The following is a 20,230-nucleotide window of genomic DNA, read 5'->3' on the forward strand; positions in this document are numbered from 1 at the left end:
GCCGCAGTCCTGTGGCAAGGCTCGGGACCAAAGGCGGAGGACTTTGCCGTCAACGGATGGACATCGCTTGAAGGTTCGCTGTCAACGCCGATCAAGAATTGCATGGGTGCAATTTACGTCCGCCACCCACAGGTTCGCCCGCAAAACTCCTCCGAATGGGAGATGACAGTCCGGTCGCTCCTGCCTTATACCGCCCCGCGAGGAGGGGCACCATGTCGGTCTTGGACCTGGACTACAACTTTGCCGGGCTGTCGCTGCAGGATCTGCTGGAGGCACGCGAGCTGTACCACTGGCATCTTCTAAGCAAGCCCAACGTGGTGGGCACGGCGATCGGGTACTACCTGATTCGCAAGGACGAGGCCTGGCCCTCCAAGCCGGGAGAGGGCCGCAATCCACGCGCGAAAAAGAGCTACGCGCGCACCCTGTTCAATTCCGAGGTCCGAGACTACTCCTGGCCCTGCATCCTGGCGTTCGTGCGCCAGTGGGAACCGCGCAAGGCATTCGCAGAAGGTGGCTCGCGCAAGGCGTCGGAGATCGTTCCCAAAACCCTGTACATGCCGGACGGTCGAGCCGTCCCGGTTTGCGTCGTCGAAGTCGGTGATGAACAGCCCATCGCCGTCCTGCCCCCTGTGGACGGACCGCGGCCCTCGTTTCCCCTGGGGGGCGGCTGCCCGATCACGCTGGACGCGCAGGGAGAACGCCGCTCCGCCACCGCGGGTTGCCTGGTGACTGATGGGCACACCACCTATGTGTTGACGGCTCGCCATGCCTGCGGCGAGCCAGGGCAGATCGTGAGCAGCGTGTTGCGCGAGGGCGAGGAACGCATCGGCGTTACTGCCGGCAAGCAGCTCAAGCGCCTCGAGTTCTCAACGGTCTACACGCGCTTTCCGGGGGGCCGAGCGTATTCCGCCTTGGATGTCGGCCTGGTGCGTGTCGATCGCGTGGCGGACTGGACCTGCAACACCTATGGGCTGCCCGCGCTGGGGCCCCTCGCGGACGTGCACGAGGGCAACCTGTCGCTACGCCTAATTGACCAGCCGGTGGTTGGCTATGGCGCCGCGTCCGGCTTGCTTCGCGGTTCGATCAAGGCGCTGTTCTACCGTCATCGGTCGGTGGGCGGCTTTGACTACGTCGCGGACTTCATGATCGCACCAGGCGATGGCGTCCAGACGCGGCCCGGCGACAGCGGGATGGTCTGGCACCTGGACGTCACGCCCAACATCCGTGACAACCCCGATCTGCCGGTGTCGCAGCGTGTCTTGAGGCCGCTGGCCATGGAGTGGGGCGGGCAGCTGATCGGAGACAGCCCCCGCGCGCAACGCTTCGCGGTTGCCACCAGCCTGAGCAGCATCTGCCGGCTATTGGACGTCGAACTGGTCACCGACGTAGGCCGTGGCGTCTCCGGCTATTGGGGACGCACCGGTCACTACAGCATCGCGGCGCTGGCGATCGAGCACGTGCACAACGCCAAGTTGAAGAAGTTCCTACGCGCGAACGCCGCCATCCTGAGCTTCGACTTGGGGACCATCGCACAAACGGGCTTCGACAAGTCGGTGGGCCAGCTCAGTGCGGCCGACGGCTTCGTGCCGCTGGCTGACGTGCCGGACGAGATATGGAAGAAGTTGTCCAAGTCGAAGGGCGGGCGCACCGGCGGCCGCGACACCACGGGCGGCGCCCAAAGAAGCAACGGCCCCGAGCATCCGAATCACTATGCAGACATCGACGCTCCTGGCCCCACTGGGAAGTCGCTGCTCGAGCTGTGCCGCGAGGATCCCGACACTTACCTCAACCCCGATGCTTGGCTGCAGTTCTATGCCGACATGGCAATAAGGCTGAAAGAGGCTGGCCACGCGGACCAGGCCAAGCAGTACACGAGCAAACTCAAGCAGGGACTGCTTCCATTTCGGCTGTGGCAGTTTTTCGATGCCATGGTGGGATTCGTCCAGGACGGCGACATCGAGGGCTTTCTCACCGCCGCCGGCACCGCGGCCCACTATGTGGGAGACGCCTCGCAGCCTCTACATGGTTCGGTCATGGCGGACGGGAACCGAGAGATGGAGAGCCCGCGCATCGACCCAGAAACCAACGAGCCGTTCATCTACGGGAAGGGCATTCATAGCGCCTACGAGACCAAGATGGTCTCACGCTACGCCGAAGACCTGATCCAGCAGGCGGGCGCCATGTTGTCGGATGCGGCGCCACTGCAGGCCTGCAAGAGCGGTGCCCAGTACGCGCGGGCCGTGATCGAACTCATGCACATCGTCGCCAAGAAGCTGCCCCCACAGAAGATCCTCGACGAGTTCGAGGAGGCAGGCGGCGAGTCGAAGGTGGCGACCCTGGATGGGATGTACGAGAAGTTGGGGCGGCCGACGGCCGCTGTGCTGGCCGAGGGGGTTCGGTTTCTCGCGCTCTTGTGGGAGTCGGCATGGACTGCCGGTGGGGGCGCCCAGCAGGCGGCATCCAGTCTGGTGGCCTTGGAGAAGGCCGACATCCGCAAGCGCTACCTCAAGATCAACTTCGTGCCTTCGGTGACCCTCGACGAGATCGGCAACCACTTGACCGCGGACGGCGCGTCGGCTTCGGGCTGGTCCATCTAGAACGCGTAGCGTAGTTGGCCGGGCTTGGGTCGGTACACGAGCGCTTCCATGATTGTCAGCTCCCAGAGACCAAGTCCCTGGCCGGTAGTGCAACTTGCATCGCGCCAGTCGTGGCACTTTCGGTTCAAAAGAAAGTGACGCGCTCGATTCAACGGATGACCTTTGGTCGCAAGCACTCGGCCGGCCGGCTTCGTTCGGTCACGCCGGTCAACTCGGACCGATTTGCGCCAAGGCAGCTGAAGGCACGCCGGATTTCGCCCAGCTTGGACGCTGAGTTGCTCGGAATCCGTGGGCACGCGTGTGAGCCAGATCCGTGAACTGACGGGCGGAGTGCGGCATGCTCCAGCTGACACGGGGCGAGCTTCCTTCGTGCAACGATGCTTTTATAGCCTTTTATAGCACCGAGCTTTAATTCAAGCTCAGCGGTGAGCAGTCCTTGCATACCCGAGGACGCGCAGAGTCCTACCACTAGCCGATCGGCCACCTGAGTCCGAGGTCAGGCCCTATGGGTGTTCCGGATCTAATGTCATTTGCTGAAGCTGTCGCGAAAAAGCGGTGCCTGTACAGAGGCTGGAGGAGTTGCCATCCGCTATCTCTATGGAATGACTGGGTTCGAGCAGTAGCCGAGCTGAGGACGTTCCGGAACGCAGACTGGATTTGAGATTTGACATAATACGCATCGTATCAACGTGCCGGCCAGTTACAGCGGGGCCCCGATCACCGCGAACGACTGTAAAAAGTGTGGCGCCGCGGAATGAACCGCGGCCACGATTGGGAGATTCCATGCACTTGATCACGCGACTTTCCGTCGTCGCGGCCGTCGTCGTGCTGGCGGGCTGCGCCTCGCAGACCACCACCGGCGGCGCGTCGGGCGCCGGCAAGCACCTGGTTTACCGGGACAGCGCCGGCAACGTCATCCGCCAGTTCGACTATCCCGACGACGCCTTCTGCCGCCGCGTCGAGAACCTGACCGGCCGCACCGCGCGCTGCCAGGACACCCCGGCGCCCGGGCTGACCGCCAAGGCCACGCTGCGCTACAACCCGCCCGGCGTCCTGGTCGAAGGCCACTATGCGGACATGGCGCGCTGCCGCGCCGACACCGGAACCATGTCGGCCGGCGTGGAGCTGATCAATCCCTGCACAGCCAAGTAATCAAGGACCGTACTTGAAGTCCTGGCGGCAAGTGGTTGTCACCACTTGCCTTTCGGTCTCGCGTTGCGGATCGCGGCCGAGATGAGCTCGACCGCATCGCGGCGGTTCGCCTGCTGCGCGAAGTCGAGCGCCGTCAGGCCCAGCTCGTTGCGCAGGGTCGGGTCGGCGCCGGCCTCCAGCAGCAGCTTCACGGCCGAGGGCGTGCCGTATTTCGCCGCCATCATGAGCGGCGTCGACTTGTTGGGCGACTCGGCGTCGATGTAGGCGTGCTCGTCCAGCAGGATCTGCATGATCTCCAGGTGCCCGTTCGTGGCCGCGTAGTGCAGTGGCGCCCAGCCCGTCTTGTTGACGTCGGCGTCACGGGCGACCAGCTTGCGCACGATGTCGGTCTGGCCCTTCAGCGACGCCATCATCAGCGGGCTCTCGTCCTTGGGGCTGCGCCATTCCACCTTCGTCTGCGGCCAGGCGATCAGCGCCGCGGCCGCCTTCAGCGAGCCGTCCCTGACCGCCAGGAACAGCCCGTGGTTGCGGGCGGGATCGAGCGCATTGGCGTCGAAACCGCGCCGCAGCAGCTGGTTCACGGTCCCGGCGTCGTCCTGCTTGATGGCCCGGAAGAAGTCCTCGTAGGAACCCGCATGCGCCAGGGAAAGCGAAAGCAAGGCAACAAGATAGAAAAGCCTCTTGAAGTACTTTCTCATGATTTTTCCGGCTTGAACAGGGTCTCGAAATTGCGGCTGGTGAGCTCGGCCACCTGCTCCACGCCCAGCCCGCGCAGCTCCGCGATCTGCCGGGCGACGTAGGGAACGTAGGCGGGGATGTTCAGCTTGCCGCGGTACGGCACCGGCGCCAGGTAGGGGCTGTCGGTCTCGATCAGGATGCGATCCTCGGGCACGAAGCGCGCCACCTCGCGCAGGTCGGCGGCATTCTTGAACGTGATGATCCCGGAGAAGGAGATGTGGAAGCCGAGGTCCAGCGCCGCGCGCGCCACTTCCGCCGTCTCGGTGAAGCAGTGGAACACGCCGCCCACGGAGCCGGCGGAGCCGTCCTCGCCCTCCTCCTTCAGGATCGCGAGGGTGTCCGCCGACGACGCCCGGGTGTGGATGATCAGCGGCTTGCCGCAGCGGTGCGCCGCCCGGATGTGCGTGCGGAAGCGCTCCCGCTGCCACTCCAGGTCCGCGATGCTGCGCCCGCCCTTGCGCTCCTCCATCTGGTAGTAGTCCAGCCCGGTCTCGCCGATGCCCACCACGCGGGGCCGGGCGGCGAGTTCCAGCAGTTTCTCCACCGTGGGTTCGGCGATGCCTTCGTTGTCCGGGTGCACGCCGGCCGAGGCCCAGAAGTTGTCGTGATCCATCGCCAGCGCGTGGACGGCCTCGAATTCCTCCAGCGTGGTGCAGATGCAGAGGGCCCGGTCCACGCCGGCGGCGGCCATGGCCTGGCGGATCTGCGGCAGTTGGGACGCGAGCTCGGGAAAGCTCAGGTGGCAGTGGGAATCGACGAACATCGGAAGTCCAAAACGCGAGCGCCGCGCGGTCACAGTCGACCCGCGGCGCGGCCAGGGTGGGATTCTAGGGAATCTAGATGGTCTGGGTGGGACGCTCGGACGCGAGGTGGCCCCCCAGCAGTTCCTCGATCTTGATCTTGAGCAGCTTGGACTTCTCGTCCGACGGGAAGCGGACGCCGACGCCCTGCGTGCGGTTGGCCGCGGCGCGCGCCGGGGTGACCCAGGCCACCTTGCCGGCCACCGGGTAGCGCTGCGGATCGTCCGGCAGCGACAGCAGCACGTAGACGTCGTCGCCCAGCCGGTACTCGCGGGTGGTCGGGATGAACACGCCGCCGTCGGAGAACAGCGGGATGTAGGCGGCGTAGAGCGCCGCCTTTTCCTTGATGGCGAGCTGGATGACGCTCGGGCGGGGCGTGTTGGGGGCGGCGGTACTCATGGCTGGCTCCTCGAGTGTAGGGCTGCCCGCGCCTGGGTCACAAGGTCTTCCAGCAGGAGCCCGGCGTTGAAAGGGTGTTCGACCGTGCGGGAAGTCGCGGCCAGGCTGCGCCACCACGCGGTCAGGGCTTCCACCGTGGCGGCGGGCGGCAGGTCGGCGGCCTCGAAGAAGCGAGGCGCCGCCCCGGAACGCACCGCCAGCAGGTCGTGGCAGAGCTTCTGCAGCGCCTCCACCAGGTCCGCCGGCCCCCAGCCGGCGATCGCGGAGGTGTCGCCGCGGACCAACGCCTTGGGCCATTGCGACCAGGCCCGGGCGTCCAGGCCGGCCTGGTGCAGCCGCAGGGCGTCCTCCGGCCGCCCGCCGGCGGCGCGCAGCAGTACCGGCGCGGCCGCCGCGGCGACGCCCTCTTCCGCCAGCCACGCCGTGGCCTCGCCGGCCTGCGGCCAAGCCATGCCGTGACCGAGGCAGCGGCTGCGGATCGTCGGCAGCAGCAGGTGCGCGGCCTCGGTGGCGAGCACGAAGCGCACGTCGCCCGGCGGCTCCTCCAGCGTCTTCAGCAGCGCGTTGGCGGTGATGGCATTCATGCGTTCGGCCGGATAGACCAGGACGACCTTGCCGCGCCCGCGCCCGCTGGTGAGCTGGGCGAAGTCGATGGCGTCGCGCATCGCCTCGACCCGGATCTCCTTGCTCGGCTTGCGCTTCTTGTCGTCGATGTCGGCCTGCGCCTTCTCGCCCAGCGGCCAGTCGCGGGCCAGCATCTCGGTCTCGGGCATCAGCACCGCCAGGTCGGTGTGACTGCGCACCTGCACCTGGTGGCAGCTGTCGCACTGCCCGCATGCGCCGTCCGGCGTCGGCCGGTCGCACAGCCAGGCCTGCGCCATGGCCAGCCCCAGCTGGTACTGCCCCAGTCCCGACGGTCCGTGCAGCAGCCAGGCGTGGCCGCGCTGGGCGAGCAACCGCCGCAACTGGGCGCGGATCCAGGGAGCGCTCATGCGAGCAGGCCCCGCTGCTTCAGTCCGGCCTCGACATCGCGCCAGACCGCCTCGCGCGGCTGGTCCGCATCGACGCGCAGGAAGCGGCCCGGGTCGGCGGCGGCCCGCGCCCCGTAGCCGGCGGCGACGCGGGCGAAGAACGCCTGCGGCTGCGACTCGAACTTGTCCGGCACCCGGGCGCCGGCGAGGCGCTGCGCTGCCACGGCCGGCGCCAGGTCGAACCAGACCGTCAGGTCCGGCTGCCGGATCCCCGGCGCATCCACGGCCGGCACGGTCTGCACCCAGCGCTCCAACCCGGCCAGCACCTGCAGGTCGAAGCCGCGGCCGGCGCCCTGGTAGGCGAAGGTGGCGTCGGTGAAGCGGTCGCACAGCACGGCGTCGCCGCGGGCCAGGGCCGGCTCGATCACCTGCAGCAGGTGGTCGCGCCGGGCCGCGAACATCAGCAGCGCCTCGGTGAGCGGATCCATGGGGTCGTTGAGGGCCAGCGCCCGCAGCTTCTCGGCCAGCGGCGTGCCGCCCGGCTCGCGCGTGAGCACCACGCTGCGGCCGCGCGCCCGCAGCGCCGCCGCCAGGGCGTCGATGTGCGTGGACTTGCCCGCGCCGTCGATGCCTTCGAAGCTGATGAACAGGCCGCGTGTCATTGCCCGCGCTGGTATTTGTTGACGGCGCGGTTGTGCTCGTCCAGCGAGGCGCTGAAATGGCTGCTGCCGTCGCCCTTGGCCACGAAATAGAGGAAGTTGCCGGGCGCGGGCTGGACCGCGGCCAGCAGCGATGCCTTGCCGGGCAGGGCGATCGGCGTCGGCGGCAGGCCCGCGCGCAGGTAGGTGTTGTAGGCGCTGTCGGCCTGCAGGTCCGCCTTGCGCAGGTTGCCGTCGAACTTCTCGCCCAGGCCGTAGATCACGGTGGGATCGGTCTGCAGCGGCATCCCGATGCGCAGCCGGTTCTGGAACACGGCGGCGATCAGCGTGCGGTCGGCCGCCTTGCCGGTCTCCTTCTCCACGATGCTGGCCAGGATCAGCGCCTCCTCCGGCGTCTTCAGGATCGACTTCGGCGAGCGCTGGGCCCAGGCCTGCGCCAGCCGCTTGTCCATCGCCCGCAGCGCCCGCTGGAACACCTTGAGGTCGCTGGAGCCCTTGGAATAGGTGTAGGTGTCCGGGAAGAAGCGCCCTTCCGCCGGCACGCCCTCGCGCCCGAGCAGCTTCATCAGGTCCGCCTCGGCGAGATTCAGCGTGTCGCCCTTCAGCGCCTCCGCCTTGGCCAGGGCCGCGCGCATCTGCCGGAAGGTCCAGCCTTCCACCAACGTCACCGCGCGCAGCGACTCCTCGCCGCGGGCCAGTTTGTCCAGCAGGCGTTCGGGGGTGATGCCGCGCTCCAGCTCGTAGCTGCCGGCCTTGATGCGCTGGCCCTCGCCGGAGATCCGGAACCAGGCGTACAGCACGCGCGGATCGACATCGACGCCCGCCTCGCGCACGGCCTGGGCCACGCCGCGCGGCAGCGTGCCGGGTTCGATCGACAGGTCGAGGGTGGCGGCGGAAAGGCGCAGGGGCTGGTGGACCCACCACCAGCCGGCGCCGGCAACGGCAGCGGCACCCAGCAGCGCCAGCGCGAACAAAAAGGTGATGAAACGTCGCACGTCCTTGCTCGGCGTCTGGAATCAGCGGGCCATGATAATTCACCCATGTCCCATCCCCTGAATGGTGTTGCCGCCCTGCCTCACCTCGGCGTGATCCGAGCGCAGGGCGAAGAGGCGGCGAAGTTCCTGCACAACCAGCTGACCCAGGATTTCGCCCTGCTCCAGCCCGGCGAGGCGCGGCTCGCGGCTTTCTGCACGGCCAAGGGCCGCATGCTGGCGAGCTTCATCGGCTGCAAGCGAGGCAGCGACGAGATCCTGCTGGTGTGCAGCCGCGACGTGCTGCCGGCCGCGCTCAAACGGCTGTCCATGTTCGTGCTGCGCTCCAAGGTGAAGCTGAGCGACGCGACGGCGGAGCTCGCCCTGTATGGCCTCGTCGGCGAGCCCGCGGCCACGGCCGATCCGCCTTGGACCGTGCGCGAGGCCGCGGGCGCGCTTCGCGTACAGCTCTATCCGGCCGACGGCCAGCCGCGCGCGCTGTGGATCGGTCCCGCGGGCGCGCCCGCTCCCGCCCAGCCGGACCTGCCCCTGTCCCTGTGGCAATGGGCCGAGGTGCGCAGCGGCGTCGCCACCGTCACCCAGCCCATCGTCGAGGCCTTCGTGCCGCAGATGCTGAACTACGAGTCGATCGGCGGCGTGAACTTCAAGAAGGGCTGCTACCCGGGCCAGGAGGTGGTGGCGCGCAGCCAGTTCCGCGGCACCCTGAAGCGGCGCGCCTTCGTCGTGCACAGCGCGGGCGAGCTCGTCGCCGGCCAGGAGGTGTTCCGCTCGGCGGAGCCCGAGCAGCCCGCCGGCCTCGTGGCCGAGGCCGCCCCGGCGCCGGAGGGCGGCTGGGACGCGATCGCGTCGCTGCAGCTGTCGGCGGCCGACGCCGGCGACCTGCATGCCGGCCGCGCCGACGGCCCTGCCCTGAAGCTGCTGCCCCTGCCCTACCTGCTGCTGGCCGACGTCTGAGCGCCTGAAGCCGCCACCTGCGCGCGGAAGGCGGCGGGGATTTCCTCGGCCAGCACGGGCCGCTCCAGCGGCGTGGCCGCGGCAAGGCCTTCGCGGAAGTACTGGAGGGCGCGCTCGGACTGGTTCTGCTCGCTGGCGATCAGGCCCTGCTGCACCAGCCCGCGCGCGCGGCCTTCGGGCCAGCTGCGCATGCGCTCGTCCAGCAGTTGCCGCGCGAGCGCATAGTTCCTGGCGCGCCAGGCGAGCAGGAAATAGGTGTTGACCAGGTCGTAGTCCTTGATCCCGGCCTCGTAGGCCTCGCGGGCCAGCTGGGTTGCGCGCTGCTCGTTGCCCCCGCGCGCCAGCAGGATCACCTCGAGCGAGCGCACCGCCGGCGCGCGCGGCTGGATGCGCTTGGCGCGCTCCAGGTAGGCCAGCGCCTTGTCGGTGCGGCCCATGCTGGCATAGCCGCGGGCGGCGTTGCTGATGATCGCCACCACGTAAGGCCGCGATGCGAGCACGCTGTCCCAGATCCAGGTCGCGTTGGCCCAGTCGCCCCAGCGCGCCAGTTCGTCGGCGACGATGGGCGTGATCTTGCGGTAGTGCGGGTTGAGCGCGATGCCCTCGCGCACCAGTTGCAGCATCTGCTTCTTCAGCGGCGCCAGGCGCGGATCGTTGGGATTGCCGGTGGCCGTGATGGACACGGCGATCTTGGCGGCGCTGACCAGCTTGTGTTCGCTCTCGGCCGCGCGCTGCGTGATCGCCACGGCGAGCACGAGGCACGCCGCGCCCAGTCCCAGCACGACCTGGGCGATGCGGGGCGACCAGCGCAGCGGCGACGCGAGCAGCCGGCGCGCCGCGCCCAGGCGCGCATCCGAAGCCGCGAGCCCGCCCAGGCCCACGGCGAACAGCGCGCCCGTGGCCGCCATGCGCCACGGGAAACCGGCATTGCTCACCATCAGGAGGGCCAGCAGGCTGGCCAGCAGGACCGCGCGCCAGGGCTGGTCGGCCTGCCCCTCCGGCGTGGCGGGCGCCCAGCTGCGCCCGAAGGAGGCGATCAGGTAGGCGAACAGCAGCAGCACGAACACCCAGCCGACCGCGCCGTATTCCGCCACCAGCTGCAGGTACTCGTTGTGGACGTAGTAGTCCGTCTCCAGCTGCGAGCCTTCGGCCTGGTAGCGCGGGATCTCGCTCTCCCAGGCGCCGGCGCCCACCCCGGTGAGCGGCCGGTCCGCGATCGCCCGCAGCGTGGCGCGCCACATCACGAGCCGCATGTCGATGCTGGCGTCGCCCGGCTTGAGCGACTGCGCACGGTGCAGTCCGCGGTCGATCGGGGTGGCGCCGAAGTTGTCCTCGAGGATCTTCGGGTTGGTGGTCGGGATGAAGCCGAGGGCCAGCACCACCGCCGCCACGGCGCCGGCGGCGAGCAGGCGCAGCCCGGGCGACCAGCCGGACCACGCCAGCGCGCGCCGGCAGCGCCAGGCGATCAGGGGGAGCACCACGCCGGTGAACATCCCCAGCGCCAGCAGCGCGGACCGGGTGCCCGTCATGAGCAGGGCCGTCAGCACCAGGCCGATGCTGGCGGCCAGCAGGGCGACCATCGCGCTGGTGCGTGCGCGGGCCAGCAGCAGCACGCCGAAGGGCAAGGTGCAGACCGTGAATTCGGCGAAGAAGTTGCGGTTGATGAAGGTGGACGCCGGTTGCGGCCCCTGCGGGAACAGCGCCATCCCGCCCCAGAACTGCGCCATCGCCCACAGCGAGGCGATGAGCCCGGCGCCGTGGAGGGCCCAGGCGAGCAGCGGCAGCCGTTCGCGCGTGAAGGTGTTGAGCCCCACCCAAGCGATCAGGGTGAAGACGAACCAGCGCACCGCCTCCACGCCCCCGAGGTAGGCATGCGACCAGGCCATGCTGCCCAGGGCGTAGGCCATCAGCAGCAGCGGCAGCCAGAGCACCGCGTGCCAGCGCAGCGGCTCGCCGCGCGCGCGCTGGGCCAGCACGAACAGCAGCGCCGCGGCCAGCGCGCCGAAGGCGATGACGATGGACTTCAGCGTGTCCTGCAGCATCTCCTCGCCTGGCACGCCCAGCACGGGCGCGAGGAACAGCGCGACGGCCAGCACCGCGACCGCCCCGCCGTCGCGGGCGGGCTCGCGCGGCAGCGCGGATGCCGCCGGGGCGGCGCCGGCGCGGGCCCCGGCCGCAGGCGCGGGATCGGTCCCGGCCGCGGGCGCGGGGCGGCGTTTGCGGGCCACTTGCGTCAGCGCTCCAGCGGCAGCGCCCGGGTCATGGTCACGTGCGGGATGCCGGCTTCCTCGTAGGTCTCTCCCTGCGGCTCGAAGCCGAGCCGGGCGTAGAACTCCTTCGCCGTGCGTTGCGCGTGCAGTTCGATGGCGCGGTCGCCGCGCGCCTGCGCCACGGCGGACAGCGTGCGCAGCACCTGCTCGCCGAAGCCGCCGCCGCGCAGCGCCTGGTGCACCGCCATCCGGCCGATCTTCGCTACGCCGCCTGAGGCCGGCAGCAGGCGCCCGGTGGCGATCGGCTGGTCGAGGCGGTTGTAGGCCACCGCGTGGACCGCCGTGGCATCGGCCTCGTCCCACTCGAGTTCGGCCGGGATGCGCTGCTCCTGCACGAACACTTCGGTGCGGATGCGGCCGGCGTCGGCGCCGAGCTCGTCCCAGTTGCCGGTCTTCACTCGGATCATGGGCTCGCCCGCCTCGTAGCCGGTGAGCATCTCCCGCAGCAGGGGCGGCACCGGGCGCGAGGTCTGCGTCGCCGGGTCGGCGAACACGTAGACCAGCTCGCAGGTGATCAGCAGTTCCTCGCCGCGGAAGATCGCGCCGCTGAACAGCATGGAGGAGTTGCCGAGCCGGCTGCACCTGAGCGCCACGTCCAGCCGGTCGTCCATGCGGGCGGAGGCGTGGAATTCGACGGTGGCCTTCTTCACGTAGAGGTCGCCCTGCAGCTGGTGCATGGCTTCCTCGTAAGGCATGGCCAGGGCGCGCCAGTAGTCGGCCACCGCGGTGTCGAAGTACATCAGGTAGTGGCCATTGAAGACGATCTTCTGCATGTCCACCTCGGCCCAGCGCACCCGCAGCCGGTGAAAGAAACGGAACTCTTCTCTTTTCATGCTCGCATTGCGCGTTGGAGGGCCGCGGCGGCATCCGCGTGCGCCTGCCGGGCCTCGGGCAGCGCGCGACCCATCTTGATGAATTCGTGCGTGACGCCGCGGAAGATCTCCAGCTCCACGGGCACGCCCTCGGCCCGCAGTTTATCCGCGTAGGCGATGGCGTCGTCCACCAGCGGATCGCATTCCGCCAGGCCGAACCAGGCGGGCGCCACGCCTTCGAGGTCGGGCGTGTTCAGCGGGGCGAAGCGCCAGTCGTCGCGTTCCGCTTCGTGGATGTACTGGCCGAAGAAGTACTCGATGTGCGACTGCTCCAGGATCAGGCCCTGGTGGTAGCGGCGGTGCGAGCGGGCCTCCTGGCGGGCGGCGCAGCCGGGATAGAACAGCAGTTGCAGGCGCAGCGGGAGGCCGGCGTCGCGCGCCAGCGTGGCGCACACGGTGGCCAGCGTGCCGCCGGCACTGTCGCCGCCGATCGCGATGCGCTGCGGGTCCAGCCCCAGCGAGGCGGCGTGCTGTGCCAGCCAGCGGGTGGCGCTCCAGGCATCGTCGACCGCGGTGGGAAAGCGGTGCTCCGGCGCGAGCCGGTAACCCACCGAGACCACCGCGCAGCCGGAAAGGCTGGCCAGCGTGCGGCACAGCGTGTCGTGCGATTCGATGCTGCCGATCGTGAAGCCGCCGCCGTGGAAGTACAGCAGCACGGGCAGCACGCCCTGCCCCGGCGCGTAGAGGCGCGCCGGGATCGAGGCATCGCCGCCGGCCGGGATCGCCAAGTCCTGCACGCGCGCAAGGGGCGGCTCAGCCGGCTCCAGCACCTGGGCGCCCTTCTCGTAGGCGGCGCGCGCCTGCTGCGGCGAAAGCCTGTACAGCGGCACGTGGCGGGAGCGGGCCATGCCCTGCAGCACGGAGCGCATGGCGGGCGTGAGTTCGGGAAACTGCGGTAGGAAAGTCACTCGGGCGGCGGGAAGCCGGGGTTAAAGTCAAGCTCCCCATCCTAAGCGACGGAAGCGGCCATGGCTTTCATCTACTACGTCACCCAGATCCAGTTCGAGTTCGGCGCGATCCGGCTGCTGAAGTCCGAGTGCGAGCGCGTCGGCATTACGCGGCCGCTGGTGGTCACGGACGCGGGCGTGCGCGCGGCCGGCGTGCTGCAGAAGGCGCTGGACGCGCTGGGCGGCCTGCCGCATGCGGTGTTCGACGGCACGCCCTCCAACCCCACCGAGGCGGCGGTGCGCGCGGCCGCGGAGATCTACCGCGGGCAGCGCTGCGACGGCCTGGTCGCCGTGGGCGGCGGCTCGGCGATCGACTGCGCCAAGGGGGTGGCGATCCTGGCCACGCACGAGGGCCCGCTGACGCGCTACGCCACCATAGAGGGCGGATCGCCGCGCATCACCGACAAGGTGGCGCCGCTGATCGCGGTGCCCACCACCAGCGGCACCGGCAGCGAGGTCGCGCGCGGCGCGATCGTCATCGTCGACGACCATCGCAAGCTCGGCTTCCATTCCTGGCACCTGGTGCCGAAGACGGCGATCTGCGATCCGGAGCTGACCCTGGGCCTGCCGCCCAAGTTGACCGCCGCCACCGGCATGGACGCGATCGCGCACTGCATGGAGACCTTCATGTCGGCGGCCTTCAACCCGCCGGCCGACGGCATCGCGCTGGACGGGCTGGAGCGCGGCTGGTCGCACATCGAGCGGGCCACCCGCGACGGCAGCGACCGCGAGGCGCGGCTGAACCTCATGAGCGCGTCGATGCAGGGTGCCATGGCCTTCCAGAAGGGGCTGGGCTGCGTGCATTCGCTGAGCCACAGCCTGGGCGGCGTCGATCCGCGGCTGCACCACGGCACGCTCAATGCGATGTTCCTGCCGGCGGTGGTGCGCTTCAACGCGCAGTCGCCCTCGGTGCAGAAGGACCGGCGGCTGGACCGCATGGCGCATGCGATGGGGCTGCGGTCCGGCACCGACATTCCGGACGCGATCCGCGACATGAACGCGCGCCTGGGGCTGCCCGCGGGCCTGGCGGCCATGGGCGTGCAGCGCGAATCGTTCGAGAAGATCATCGACGGCGCGATGGCGGACCATTGCCACAAGACGAATCCGCGGGAGGCCTCGCGTGACGACTACCGGCAGATGCTGGAAGCGTCGATGTAAGGCGGAAAAACCAAACAGCCGAACGCAGAGGGCGCAGAGGGTTCCCAGAGGACGCAGAAGAAGACAAGAAAAACAAAAGATTCTTCTTCGGGTTCCTTCTGCGTCCTCTGCGCTTTCTCTGCGCCCTCTGCGTTCGGCTGTCTTGTTTTCAGCGGCCTACAACGCCTCCACCCGTTCCGGATCCGGCCGCTCCAGCCATTGCGCGAATTCGTCGGCGAGCTGCTGGCTCGCGGACGCCGCCCCCGTCCAGGCCCGGATCCGTGCCTGCAGGTCGGATCCGTACCGCGCGAAGTCCGTCCGGTCCGGCAGCTTCTCGTTCGGCAGCGACTTCACCCACTGCGGATCCGGCGCGAGCACGATCATCCGGTCGAGATACGCCGTGGCGCGGTGCCGCCACTTGAGGCCCTTGTCCAGCCATCCCGGAACCACCGCCTTCTGGAAGTGCGGATAGAGCACCAGCCCCGGCCCCGGGCCGCAGTCGTACTTCAGGTGCAGGTGGTAGTCCGTGATGCCGCCGTCCCAGTAGGCGCCGCGCGGCGCACCGGGAATGTCGTGCACGGCCTGCAGCAGGAAGGGGATCGAGCAGCTCGCCTGCAGCGCGGGACGGAAGTTGGCTTCGCTCAGCGCGACCTGCCGCGTCGGGAAGTCCTCGGTGCCGAAAGGCAGCGGGCACGCCGCGCCCTGCTCCGGCGCCGAGAACACCACGCGCTCCAGCCAGGCCCCCATGGCGCGCCGGTGCAGCGTGTTCGCGAGGAAGGCGCCGAGGTAGCCGAGCGGCGTGGCGAGGCGGTGCTCGCGCCGCAGCATATGGCGGCCCCGCGCGGTCACGATGTGCAGGCGGAAGCGCGGATGCTCCAGAACCTCGCGGATGCGGCCGCCGTAGAAGGCCTCCAGCCCCTCGCCGAAGCGCTGCGACACGTGCGCGGCGGTCGGCGCGCGCCGCCCCGGCGGCACGTCGTAGTGCTGCGCGATGTAGTCGCGTTCGAGCCGCTCGAAGGCCTGCACCGGTTCGCGCAGGCAGGCCGTCGCCATGCGCCAGGCGCCGATCGAGGCGCCGACGAGGTGGATGGTGTGGTCGGTGGCGGGCAGCCACTGCCCGAACAGGAAGCGGTCCAGCGGCCCGAGGACCAGGCCCTTGGGCCCGCCGGCTGCGGCCGGGACCACGCCCACGTCGCGCGCGGCCAGCCCGTGTTCCGCGATGTGGCGGCGCGCCGCCGGCCCGGCGTAGATGCGCAAGGCTTGCATCGCGCGGATTCCATTCAGCCGAACGCGAGCAGCAGGCCCACCCCGGCTGCCACGAGATAGCCGCAGGCCCAGGCCGTGGCGGCCCAGGACACGCCCTGCCGCACCGGCGCCGCCGCCCGCCCCTCGGCCAGCGCGCGCAGGCCGGCGGCGGAGTCGAAGCCGGGCGCGAGCGTCCAGCCGACCTGCCCCGCCGGGACCGTCGCGTTCAGGTCCACTGGCGCCGTCGCCGCCAGAGGATCCCCGGGCCTGGCCGGATCGCCCCCCGTGCCGGCTCGGCCCAGCAAGGCGCGGCATTGCGCCAGGTCGCGGGCCATTTCGGCGGCATCCTGGTAGCGCGCGGCCGCATTCTTCTGCAGGGCCCGCGTGATCACCAACTCGATCGAGGCCGGCAGCCCGGGCCGCACTTGCGAAGGCGGGACCGGGGTGCCGTGCATGACCGCGCCCAGCAACTGCCCGAGGTTCTCGCCCTGGAAGGCCGTCTGCCCCGTGACCATCTCGTACAGCAGCGCGCCCAGCGAGAAGACGTCGCTGCGCTGGTCCACCATGTGGCCGCCGACCTGCTCGGGCGACATGTACTTGGGCGAACCGATCATGGTGCCGGTGACGGTGCGCACCTCGGAGCTCTTCATGCGGGCGATGCCGAAGTCCATGATCTTGGCCTGCCCGCCCGGCAGCACCATGATGTTGCCCGGCTTCACGTCGCGGTGAACCACCCCGCGCTCGTGCGCCGCCGACAGGCCCGAGGCGACCTGCGCCGCGATGTCCAGCGCCCCGTCCAGCGGCAGCAGGCCGCCTTCCATGAGCTCGCGCAGTTCCACGCCCTGCAGCCGCTCCATCGCGATGTAGAGCCAGTTGCCCTCGCGGCCGAAGTCGTAGATGGTGATCGTGTTGGGATGGCTCAGCGCGCCGGCGGCCTTCGCCTCCTGCCGGAAGCGGGCCTCGAGCTCTTTGCTGTCGCGCGGGTTCTCCGGCAGCAGCAGCGTCTTGATCGCGACCTGCCGCTGCAGCGTCTCGTCCTCGGCCAGGTACACGGTGCCCATGGCGCCGCGCCCCAGCTCGCGCAGGATGCGGTAGCGGCCCAGGTGGGTGAAAGGCAATGCGTTCGCCACGGCCGTCACCAGAACCTGAAGCGCTCGAACGGGCCGGGCGCCGGTGCCGGAACCGGCTTGCCCTTGGGCGGCGCGGCCGGCCGGCGCGGCGGCAGCGGGAAGACGTGCTGCAGCGACAGCTCCTGGCCCGGCTGCAGATACACTTGCACCACCAGCGGCTTGGCACGCGCGCCGCGCACCTCGATCGTGTGCGCCCCCGGCGGTACGGGCAGGCGCGTCAGCGGCGGGCTGGTGCCCTGCGGCACGCCGTCGACGAAGATCTCGCCGGAAGGCCGGATGTCCAGCAGCACCAGGGCCGGCCGGTGCGCCGCCTCGTAGCTCTCGCGGGCGATGCGGCCGGCCGCGCCCGCGCCCAGCAGGGCCACGATGCCGCCGGCGGCCAGCAGCGAGCGCCGCTGCGCGCGCTGGCGCGCCAGGGCCATGTCATCGCGGTAGAGGGCGTCGCCGTCGTGCGTGGAGACGTCGCTGGCCGCATCCAGTTCGCGCGCGAGCCTGGGCGCGTCGGCCGCTAGCGCCTGGCGGAAGGTTTCGGAGACCAGCGTGCGGGTGCCGGCGAGACTGGCCAGGAGAGCCGCGCGCGTGAGGCTTTCGCCGGCGACGCGCTGCCCGTCCAGCACGCGCACGGGCCCGTGGTGGAGGGCCAGCACCACCTGGCCCGCCTTCGGGTGGGCCGCGGCACGGCGGGCCGCCAGCAGCGCCACCGAAGGCGCCACGAAGCCGACGAGGGCGAGCCCCTCGCCTGACTGCAGCACCGCACGGTAGCCGGCATCCCAGCCTGCCGCGGCCGCCTTGGCGACGGCGCGCAGAACGTCCTCGCCCGTGCCCGGCCCGCGAGGCCGCAGCGCCAGGATGCAGGCCGCCGCGGACCCGGGATCCTGCTTCATGGCTTCGACGACGCCACCTGCATGGGCCCCATTCTGCCCGCCGGCCATGGCGCGGCCCGGCGGCAGGGGGACGCGGGCGGCGCTCGTTGTCACGAAGCTACTTGCGCAGCCCCTGCAGCTTGGCGAAAGCGCCCTGCATCGCCGAACCGAGAGCGGGATTGCCGGGGGCGCGCTGGCCGCGGCCGGCGCCCTCGAAGCGGTTGTCGCGCGGGCGGTCGCGCCCGCCGACCGGCGTGCCCAGCTTCATCGTGAGGCTGATGCGCTTGCGGGCGGCGTCCACTTCCAGCACCTTGACCTTGACGATGTCGCCGGTCTTCACCACCTCGCGCGCGTCCTCCACGAACTTGTGCGAGAGCTGGCTGACGTGCACCAGGCCGTCCTGGTGCACGCCCAGGTCCACGAAGGCGCCGAAGGCCGCCACGTTGCTGACCGTGCCTTCCAGCTCCATGCCGGGCTGCAGGTCGGCGATGTCGTCCACGCCCTCGTTGAAGCGGGCCACCTTGAAGTCGGGACGCGGGTCGCGGCCCGGCTTCTCCAGCTCGCCCAGGATGTCCCTGACGGTGATGACGCCGAACCTTTCGTTGGCGAACAGCTCCGGCTTCAGCGTCTTGAGCATCTCGGCGCGGCCCATGAGTTCCTGCACCGGCTTCTTCACCGTCTCCAGGATCTTCTCGACGACCGGATAGGTCTCGGGGTGCACGCCGGTCATGTCCAGCGGGTTGTCGCCGCCGCGGATGCGCAGGAAGCCCGCGCTCTGCTCGAAAGTCTTGGGGCCCAGGCCGCTCACCTGCAGCAGCTGCTGGCGGTTGCGGAAGGCGCCGTTGGACTCGCGCCACTGCACCACCGCGCGCGCCACCGAGGCCGACAGGCCCGAGACGCGCGACAGCAGCGGCGCGCTGGCGGTGTTGAGGTCCACGCCGACCTTGTTCACGCAGTCTTCCACCACGGCGCCCAGCGTGCGGGCCAGCTCGCTCTGGTTCACGTCGTGCTGGTACTGGCCGACGCCGATCGACTTGGGCTCGATCTTCACCAGCTCCGCCAGCGGGTCCTGCAGGCGGCGGGCGATGCTCGCGGCGCCGCGCAGGCTCACGTCGACGTTCGGCATCTCCTGCGATGCGTACTCGCTGGCGGAATAGACCGAGGCGCCGGCCTCGCTCACCACGATGCGCTGGATCTCGCCGCCCAGCAGCTTGCACAGTTCCGCGGCCAGCTTGTCGGTCTCGCGGCTGGCGGTGCCGTTGCCGATGGCGATGAGGTTCACGCCGTGCTTCGCGCACAGCTGCGCCAGGGTGCGCAACGAGCCGTCCCAGTCGCGGCGAGGCTCGTGCGGGTACACCGTGGCGGTGTCGACCAGCTTGCCGGTGGCGTCGACGACGGCGACCTTCACCCCGGTGCGGATGCCGGGGTCCAGCCCCATCACCACGCGCGGGCCGGCCGGGGCGGCCAGCAGGAGGTCGCGCAGGTTCTCGGCGAAGACCTTGATCGCCACCTTCTCGGCCTCCTCGCGCAGGCGCGAGAACAGGTCGCGCTCGGTGGACAGCGACAGCTTCACGCGCCAGGTCCAGGCCACGCACTTGCGCAGCAGGTCGTCGGCGGGGCGCTTCTGGTGGCTCCAGCCGAGGTGCAGCGCGATCTTGCCCTCGGCGATGGAGGGCTGGCCGGGTTCGGGTTCCACCGGCAGCGCCAGCTTCACGTCGAGGATCTCCTGCGCGCGGCCGCGGAACACGGCCAGCGCCCGGTGCGAGGGCGCCTTGCCGATCGGCTCGTCGTAGTCGAAGTAGTCGCGGAACTTGGCGACGTCGGGGTTGTTCTCGTCCTTGCCGGCGGCCAGCTTCGACTTGAGCAGGCCCTCGGTCCACAGCCACTGGCGCAGCGACTGCACCAGCGCCGCGTCTTCGGCCCAGCGCTCGGACAGGAGGTCGCGCACGCCGTCGAGCACGGCGGCCACGGTCGTGAAATCCTCCCCACCTTCGCCCTTTTCCTTCTTCACGAAGGCGGCGGCTTCGGCGGCGGGGTCGCGCATGGGATCGGCCCACAGCAGGTCGGCCAGCGGCTCCAGTCCGGCCTCGCGGGCGATCTGGCCCTTGGTGCGGCGCTTGGGCTTGTACGGCAGGTAGAGGTCTTCCAGCTCCTGCTTGGTGGGCGCGGCTTCGATGGCGGCGCGCAGCGCGGGGGTGAGCTTGCCCTGCTCCTCGATGCTCTTGAGGACGGCTTCGCGGCGCTCTTCCAGCTCGCGCAGGTAGCCCAGCCGCGCCTCCAGTTCGCGCAGGTGGACGTCGTCGAGGCCGCCCGTCGCTTCCTTGCGGTAGCGGGCGATGAACGGCACGCTGGCCCCGCCATCCAGCAGGTCGACGGCGGCGCGGACCTGGCTTTCCTGGACTCGGAGTTCGGCAGCAATCTGCCTGAGGATTTTTTGCATCGTGTTACTGGCTGCGGAGCACCGGAGAGCGGGCGAGTTTGCCACACCCCTCGCACAGCCAAAC

At 70.0% G+C, this 20,230-nt stretch carries 17 protein-coding genes; 4 read left to right on the plus strand and 13 right to left on the minus strand.

What is annotated here, in order from left to right; genetic code table 11:
- Positions 1 to 212: 212 nt before the first annotated feature.
- Both JJ685_RS08885 and JJ685_RS08890 read left to right on the plus strand, forming a co-directional pair.
- The gene (locus tag JJ685_RS08885; protein WP_201673895.1) at positions 213 to 2,597 is read left to right on the plus strand and encodes a S1/P1 Nuclease; all 2,385 of its coding nucleotides are present in this window, start codon (positions 213 to 215) and stop codon (positions 2,595 to 2,597) included.
- A gap of 783 nt (positions 2,598 to 3,380) precedes the next feature.
- Entirely contained in the window at positions 3,381 to 3,749 is a 369-nt protein-coding gene (locus JJ685_RS08890; protein WP_201673896.1) for a hypothetical protein, read from the plus strand.
- A 38-nt stretch (positions 3,750 to 3,787) separates the two neighbouring features.
- Here JJ685_RS08890 and JJ685_RS08895 read toward each other — a convergent pair whose 3' ends face one another.
- The 6 genes from JJ685_RS08895 to mltG all read right to left on the minus strand — a co-directional run bounded on the left by JJ685_RS08895 (position 3,788) and on the right by mltG (position 8,311).
- Complete coding sequence (locus JJ685_RS08895; RefSeq protein ID WP_201673897.1) at positions 3,788 to 4,447, minus strand: ankyrin repeat domain-containing protein; 660 nt, start codon at positions 4,445 to 4,447, stop codon at positions 3,788 to 3,790.
- Positions 4,444 to 5,250: a TatD family hydrolase gene (locus JJ685_RS08900; protein WP_201673898.1), complete on the minus strand. Its 807-nt coding sequence runs from the start codon at positions 5,248 to 5,250 to the stop codon at positions 4,444 to 4,446. Before JJ685_RS08900 ends, JJ685_RS08895 begins: the two co-directional genes overlap by 4 nt.
- 73 nt (positions 5,251 to 5,323) lie before the next feature.
- Positions 5,324 to 5,686, minus strand: a complete 363-nt coding sequence (locus JJ685_RS08905; protein WP_201673899.1) for a PilZ domain-containing protein — start codon at positions 5,684 to 5,686, stop codon at positions 5,324 to 5,326.
- Positions 5,683 to 6,678 (minus strand): DNA polymerase III subunit delta', encoded by a 996-nt coding sequence (locus JJ685_RS08910; RefSeq protein ID WP_201673900.1) that lies wholly within the window; start codon positions 6,676 to 6,678, stop codon positions 5,683 to 5,685. Before JJ685_RS08910 ends, JJ685_RS08905 begins: the two co-directional genes overlap by 4 nt.
- The gene (tmk, locus tag JJ685_RS08915; protein ID WP_201673901.1) at positions 6,675 to 7,319 is read right to left on the minus strand and encodes a dTMP kinase; all 645 of its coding nucleotides are present in this window, start codon (positions 7,317 to 7,319) and stop codon (positions 6,675 to 6,677) included. The genes JJ685_RS08910 and tmk overlap by 4 nt, the downstream gene beginning before the upstream one ends.
- Complete coding sequence (gene mltG, locus JJ685_RS08920; protein ID WP_201673902.1) at positions 7,316 to 8,311, minus strand: endolytic transglycosylase MltG; 996 nt, start codon at positions 8,309 to 8,311, stop codon at positions 7,316 to 7,318. The genes tmk and mltG overlap by 4 nt, the downstream gene beginning before the upstream one ends.
- 45 nt (positions 8,312 to 8,356) lie before the next feature.
- Between mltG and ygfZ the strand changes: the two genes are divergently transcribed.
- Positions 8,357 to 9,262 carry a CAF17-like 4Fe-4S cluster assembly/insertion protein YgfZ gene (gene ygfZ / locus JJ685_RS08925; protein WP_201673903.1) on the plus strand — a complete coding sequence of 302 codons (906 nt, stop codon included), beginning with the start codon at positions 8,357 to 8,359 and terminating at the stop codon, positions 9,260 to 9,262.
- Here ygfZ and JJ685_RS08930 read toward each other — a convergent pair.
- From JJ685_RS08930 to JJ685_RS08940, 3 genes are read right to left on the minus strand one after another with little or no spacing between them, the layout of a single operon-like run.
- On the minus strand, positions 9,238 to 11,490 hold the full coding sequence (locus JJ685_RS08930) for an O-antigen ligase family protein (RefSeq protein ID WP_201673904.1): 2,253 nt from the start codon (positions 11,488 to 11,490) through the stop codon (positions 9,238 to 9,240). The two genes, ygfZ and JJ685_RS08930, sit on opposite strands and share 25 nt — an antisense overlap.
- A gap of 5 nt (positions 11,491 to 11,495) precedes the next feature.
- Complete coding sequence (locus JJ685_RS08935) at positions 11,496 to 12,365, minus strand: YbgC/FadM family acyl-CoA thioesterase (RefSeq protein ID WP_201673905.1); 870 nt, start codon at positions 12,363 to 12,365, stop codon at positions 11,496 to 11,498.
- Complete coding sequence (locus JJ685_RS08940; RefSeq protein ID WP_201674713.1) at positions 12,362 to 13,273, minus strand: alpha/beta hydrolase; 912 nt, start codon at positions 13,271 to 13,273, stop codon at positions 12,362 to 12,364. Before JJ685_RS08940 ends, JJ685_RS08935 begins: the two co-directional genes overlap by 4 nt.
- 99 nt (positions 13,274 to 13,372) lie before the next feature.
- Here JJ685_RS08940 and JJ685_RS08945 point away from each other — a divergent pair, with 99 nt between their 5' ends.
- Entirely contained in the window at positions 13,373 to 14,509 is a 1,137-nt protein-coding gene (locus JJ685_RS08945) for an iron-containing alcohol dehydrogenase (protein ID WP_201673906.1), read from the plus strand.
- A gap of 156 nt (positions 14,510 to 14,665) precedes the next feature.
- Here the strand turns inward: JJ685_RS08945 and JJ685_RS08950 are convergent, their stop codons facing one another.
- From JJ685_RS08950 to JJ685_RS08965, 4 genes are read right to left on the minus strand one after another with little or no spacing between them, the layout of a single operon-like run.
- Positions 14,666 to 15,754: a patatin-like phospholipase family protein gene (locus tag JJ685_RS08950; protein ID WP_201673907.1), complete on the minus strand. Its 1,089-nt coding sequence runs from the start codon at positions 15,752 to 15,754 to the stop codon at positions 14,666 to 14,668.
- Between the two features lie 14 nt (positions 15,755 to 15,768).
- Positions 15,769 to 16,851, minus strand: coding sequence for a serine/threonine-protein kinase (locus JJ685_RS08955; RefSeq protein WP_201673908.1), 1,083 nt, complete (start codon positions 16,849 to 16,851; stop codon positions 15,769 to 15,771).
- Between the two features lie 17 nt (positions 16,852 to 16,868).
- A complete protein-coding gene (locus JJ685_RS08960) occupies positions 16,869 to 17,840 on the minus strand; it encodes a peptidase associated/transthyretin-like domain-containing protein (protein WP_201673909.1) in 972 nt (323 codons plus the stop codon).
- A gap of 4 nt (positions 17,841 to 17,844) precedes the next feature.
- Complete coding sequence (locus JJ685_RS08965; RefSeq protein ID WP_201673910.1) at positions 17,845 to 20,166, minus strand: Tex family protein; 2,322 nt, start codon at positions 20,164 to 20,166, stop codon at positions 17,845 to 17,847.
- Positions 20,167 to 20,230 lie beyond the last annotated feature (64 nt).

The organism is Ramlibacter monticola (genome assembly GCF_016722785.1).
Classification (GTDB): Bacteria; Pseudomonadota; Gammaproteobacteria; order Burkholderiales; family Burkholderiaceae_C; genus Ramlibacter; species Ramlibacter monticola.